This window comes from Streptococcus pluranimalium, from assembly GCF_047785745.1.
Taxonomy (GTDB): domain Bacteria; phylum Bacillota; class Bacilli; order Lactobacillales; family Streptococcaceae; genus Streptococcus; species Streptococcus pluranimalium_B.
Genome location: NZ_JBLOJT010000142.1, coordinates 1 through 3,525 on the forward strand (window position 1 = coordinate 1; position 3,525 = coordinate 3,525).

Sequence of the window (3,525 nt, forward strand, 5' to 3'; positions counted from 1 at the left end):
TATTAATCGTCTTTTAAGGGCTTTATAACTTTGTGAATACAGGTTCTTAAAAACAAGCAAAGACCTACTTCACCAAGTCTCTTCTTTCTTATACAAATAAGTTAAAAATAGCCATCTAAATAAATTATCCAAAACGGTTGCTAACCAGACGCCACGTAAACCTAGATTTAGACTTATAGCTAGTAGATACCCTAACCCAATGCGAATACACCACATGCCCAAACTTGTCGCATAAAAGGGGAGTTTTGCATTTCCTAAGCCTTGCCATGTTGCTGTCATGATTAAGGTTCCTGCAGTCGCTGGAACGCCAACCAAAGAATATAGAACAACTGTTTCTCCTGCTTGTAAGGCTTGTGAATTTTGCAGAAATAGACCTAGTAAGGGGACTTTTAGAAGAAAGATAATTCCTGATAAGCCATACATCATCATCGTTGATATCCAAAAGCTGTTTTTGATAGTTTCGCTGACTTGACGAGGATTTTCCTTTATATTTGAGGCAACTTGGATGATTGTAGCTACAGATATTGCCATAGCGGGTAAATAGTTAAACTGAGTCACTGTTTCTCCGACAGCATTACCTGCAATAACTTTTGAACCAAAAGTAACGATGATGGCAATAATAACAACATCTCCTGCGCGCATCATCAGACGCTCTCCTGCTGATGGAAGAACAATCTCAAGTAACTGCTTATCAACTTTCCAACGCAGTTTCTGAAATATGGCTTTGATAGGAAGCTTCTTCATCAAAATGAGTGTTCCTACCGTTCTTGATAAAACAGTTGATAGAGCAACTCCAATAATTCCCAAGTCAAAAATATAGATTGACAGGGCAGAAAAAAGGGCGTTTAGAAAGTTAGTCAGAATACTAATGCCCATGGGAAGTTTTACATAGCCTTGTACTCGGACAATAGCTCCCATACTGGTTAATAACCCTAAACTGATGATACCTCCTCCAACGATCGCTAGATAGAGCCCTCCTTCCTGGGCAACTACTGTCGAGGTTCCTAAGACTTTTAAAAGCCAAACATTTCCTACTATAGAAACTAAACCTAAAAGGAGACTGATTATACTTGTTAACCATAGAGCATCGGTCATACTCTGGTTAACTTGTTCCTCTTTTTTCGCAACTAAATAGCGTGATAATATACTAGATATACCAGCACCTAGGGCAATAAATAGTGCCTGATAAATGGCAATGATATTATTGGCAATTGAAACACCTGACACTGCAGTTAGACCGATTTGAGCTACTAAATAATTATCGACGAAGCCCATTAACATTTGTAAAAATTGCTCCGCCATAGCTGGAAGGGCAATGCGCAATAACTGTTTACTTTCTTTCATAGCTAATATTTTACCATTATTATAGAAGAAAAGACCGAGAAATCTCAGTCTTTGACTTTTATCTGATAGCTATCTGAAAGGTTATTTTGTCCCCTTAAGCTCTTGTCTGAGTACTGTTTGATGAAGGTCATACCGATTTTTTCTAATACAGCCTTGCTAGCCAGATTCTCATGATTAGTTACTGCCGTCAAATAGCTAATCCCTGGTAAATCGATAGCCAAGGCTTTCAAAGCATTAGCCGCCTCTGTCATATAACCTTGTCCTGCATAATCTTGGTGTAAGGTGTAGCCGATTTCTAGAGTATCCTCTCTATCCGTTGGCTTAAAGTTGATGTTACCAATCAAGTGATTAGACTGTTTCTCAACAATACCATACTTTCCGATTGGTTCTTTGAGGTTATAAAGAACCAAGCCTTGCCAACTATCTTCCATAGAAGTGTGAGGGTAAAATGCGTAGCGAAGATTATCATCATCCGAAGTGAAAGCATGATAGTCTTTCAAATCGTCTTTAGTCATAGGTCTTAAAATGAGACGTTCTGTTTCAAGAATGGGATGTTTAGCAAGTTCAAATAAAGCTAGCATAGTTATAATCCCAAATACGCTTCCACAGCCTCTTGCATGCCTGCTGTTGCAACAACTGTCGTATGTCTGATAGGTGCCATCTGTAAATCACGTACAGCTACTGGAATCACAACTCCCGAAAGCTGATGTAACTCGTCAACAGCTACGAAATCATCACCAGAATCTTCTCCTGTCACAGCTTTAACAGCAACCCTTGGGAACTTGTAAGGACTAGCTGTTGAGGCAATTACTGTTGGTGTGTCATCATTGCTGCGTTCACGATAAGCACGGTAAACACTGGAAGCTACTGCCGTGTGAGGGTCTTCAATATAGTTATTTTCTTGGAAAACTCTCTTGATTTCCGCTTCTGTATCAACTTCTGAGGCATAGCCCGCCTCAAAGAGATCAAGGATTGATTGGTCAACTTGATCAAGTTGATATTCCTCTTTCGAAACTAAGGCTTCCATAAGCTCTTTGGTTTTAGCAGCATCATTACCAACCAGATGGAAAATGAGACGTTCTAGGTTGGAAGATACGAGAATATCCATAGATGGGCTGCTGGTTACCTTGAAGTCTCGTTTTTTATCGTAGGTTCTTGTTTGGAAGAAATCTGTCAGAACTTTGTTTTCATTTGACGCACAAATCAACTTTGCGATTGGTACACCAATCTCACGCGCATAGTAGGCTGCCAGGATGTTCCCAAAATTCCCTGTGGGAACCGTAACGTTTATCGCTTGGCCGTTAGTGATATCACCCGTTTTGAGCAATTGAGCGTAGGCGTAGACGTAGTAAACGATCTGTGGTACCAAGCGGCCAATGTTCATTGAATTGGCTGATGAAAACTGGATTTTCTGCTCTAGAAGACGAGCACGCAAATCGGCATCATTAAACATACGCTTAACATCTGTCTGTGCATCGTCAAAGTTTCCGTCAATAGCCACAACATGCGTATTTTGACCTTTTTGAGTCGTCATTTGCAGCTCTTGAATCTTGCTGACACCATTTTTAGGATAGAAAACGATGATTTCCGTCCCTGGAACATCAGCAAAACCGGCCATAGCAGCTTTTCCAGTATCTCCTGAAGTTGCTGTTAAAATAACGATTTTATTGTCAACACCTTGTTTTTTAGCTGATGTCGTTAGAAGATACGGTAAGATAGATAAAGCCATATCTTTAAAGGCGATGGTTGATCCATGAAACAGTTCAAGATTGTAGTGCTTATTGAGCTTTACAAGGGGAGCGATATCTTCTGTGTCAAACTTAGCATCGTAGGCGTTAGCAATACAATAATCTATCTCTTCTGATGTGAAATCATCCAAGAAGGCTGATAACACTAACTTGGCTACTTCTTGGTAAGAAGCATGTGTTAAAGCTTCAAAATCCAAAGCCAATTCGGGCATGGCTAGAGGAGTAAACAAGCCACCGTCATTTGCTAATCCTTGGAGAATAGCTTGACTAGCCGTTACTTTATTGTTTTCATCACGTGTCGATTGGTATATTAGGGTCATTGTAATCCTCAGTTTGCTTTTTTCTTATTTTAACACAATTAACTGAGATTTTCAGTCTCATCTTATGTTTTGATACTATGATATTTCCAAACTTCTGGTATATTGTAAAAAAA

At 39.5% G+C, this 3,525-nt stretch carries 3 protein-coding genes; all 3 read right to left on the reverse strand.

Annotated elements, in window-relative coordinates; all coding sequences use genetic code 11:
- Window positions 1–69 precede the first annotated feature (69 nt).
- Genes ACMZ6U_RS09785 through thrC form a run of 3 tightly spaced genes read right to left on the reverse strand, consistent with a single transcriptional unit; the run spans window position 70 to window position 3,412 of the window.
- Window positions 70–1,344, reverse strand: a complete 1,275-nt coding sequence (locus ACMZ6U_RS09785) for an MATE family efflux transporter (protein WP_416108254.1) — start codon at window positions 1,342–1,344, stop codon at window positions 70–72.
- Window positions 1,345–1,388: 44 nt separating this feature from the next.
- Window positions 1,389–1,925 (reverse strand): GNAT family N-acetyltransferase, encoded by a 537-nt coding sequence (locus tag ACMZ6U_RS09790; protein WP_416108255.1) that lies wholly within the window; start codon window positions 1,923–1,925, stop codon window positions 1,389–1,391.
- A gap of 2 nt (window positions 1,926–1,927) precedes the next feature.
- Window positions 1,928–3,412, reverse strand: a complete 1,485-nt coding sequence (thrC, locus tag ACMZ6U_RS09795) for a threonine synthase (RefSeq protein WP_416108256.1) — start codon at window positions 3,410–3,412, stop codon at window positions 1,928–1,930.
- Window positions 3,413–3,525 lie beyond the last annotated feature (113 nt).

Coding starts and splice junctions, on each gene's coding strand:
- ACMZ6U_RS09785 (WP_416108254.1), bottom strand. CDS start 1,344: ATGAAAGAAAGTAAACAGTTATTGCGCATTGCCCTTCCAGCTATGGCG.
- ACMZ6U_RS09790 (WP_416108255.1), bottom strand. CDS start 1,925: ATGCTAGCTTTATTTGAACTTGCTAAACATCCCATTCTTGAAACAGAA.
- thrC (WP_416108256.1), bottom strand. CDS start 3,412: ATGACCCTAATATACCAATCGACACGTGATGAAAACAATAAAGTAACG.